This is a genomic window from Streptomyces sp. NPDC017529, assembly GCF_044329785.1.
In the GTDB taxonomy this organism is placed as follows: Bacteria; Actinomycetota; Actinomycetes; order Streptomycetales; family Streptomycetaceae; genus Streptomyces.
Window position 1 is genome coordinate 1 of the sequence record NZ_JBIRJY010000057.1, and the last position, 1,388, is coordinate 1,388.

1 protein-coding gene is annotated in these 1,388 nt (G+C 69.5%); it reads right to left on the reverse strand.

Annotated features, from left to right (window positions below; genetic code table 11):
- The coding region (locus ACH4K4_RS38685; protein WP_398175077.1) for an acyltransferase domain-containing protein at positions 1–1,319 on the reverse strand (1,319 nt) is incomplete at its 3' end.
- Positions 1,320–1,388 lie beyond the last annotated feature (69 nt).

Below are 1,388 nucleotides of genomic sequence, written 5' to 3' on the forward strand. Positions count from 1 at the left end.
CGCGCGGGAAACTGACCCAGCCCCGCCGCATCCACCGCGCCGGAACCACCCGGCAGCCAGTACCGCTGCCGCTGGAAGGCATACGTGGGCAGGTCGATCCGCTGCGCACCCGTACCCGCGAAGACCTTCCCCCACTCCACCGCGAGCCCCCGTACGAACAGCTTCGCCAGCGCCGTGAGCAGCGCGCGGGGTTCGTCCCGGCCACGGCGCAGCACCGGCAGCCAGACCTCAGCTGCTCCGTCGGCGTCCGTACGGCTCTGCGGGCCCATGCCCGAGAGCACACCGTCCGGACCGATCTCCACAAACGTCCGCACACCGCTGTCCCGCAGCGCGCAGGCCGCGTCGGCAAAGCGGACCGCTTCGCGGACATGCCGCACCCAGTACGCAGGTTCCGTGACTTCCTCGGTCACCATGCCCCCGGTCAGGGCGGATACCAACGTCAGTTTCGGCGCTTGATAGCTGACCGCACCGACCACTTCAGCGAAGCGCTCCAGCATCGGTTCCATCAACGGCGAGTGGAAGGCATGCGAGACCCGCAGACGACTCGTACGGGCGCCGGCCTGCGCGAGCTCTTCCGCCGCAGCAAGCACCTCGTCCTCCACGCCGGACATCACCACCGCCTTCGGGCCGTTGACCGCCGCAATACCCGCGCCAGGACGACCCGCGATCACCTCAAGAACCCGCTCCTCGCTGGCCTCGACCGCCACCATCGCGCCACCGGCCGGCAACTCCTGCATCAGCCGCCCACGTGCGGCCACCACCGCACACGCATCCTCCAGCGACCACACCCCCGCCACATACGCAGCCGCCAGCTCACCAATCGAATGCCCCGCCACCACCTGCGGACACACACCCCACGACTCCAACAACCGAAACAGCGCCACCTCAACCGCAAACAAGCCGGACTGCGCCCACACCGTCTCGTCAAGCCGGCCCTCACCCGGCCAGGACGCCTCGCCCTCACCACGGATCACCGCCGCCAACGAACCGTCCAGATGCTCGGCCAAGCCCGCGCACACGGCATCGAAGGCCTCAGCGAAGACCGGGAACGCCGCATACAGCCCCTGACCCATACCCACCCGCTGGGCACCCTGCCCCGTGAACACGAAACCGACCTTGCCCACACCACCAGCCGACGCCCCGGACACCACCCCCGGAACCTCACGCCCCGCAGCCAACGCCCACATTCCGGCCGTCAGTTCCTCGCGGCTCGCTCCCAGGACCACAGCCCGGTGCTCCAACACCCCACGCAGAGAGGCCAGCGACCACGCCACATCGCCCGCATCCGTATCAGGACGCCGCTCGACAAACTCCGCCAACCGCTCAGCCTGCCCCACCAGCCCAGCAGCCGACCGACCCGACACCACCCACGGCACCACCGGCAACAC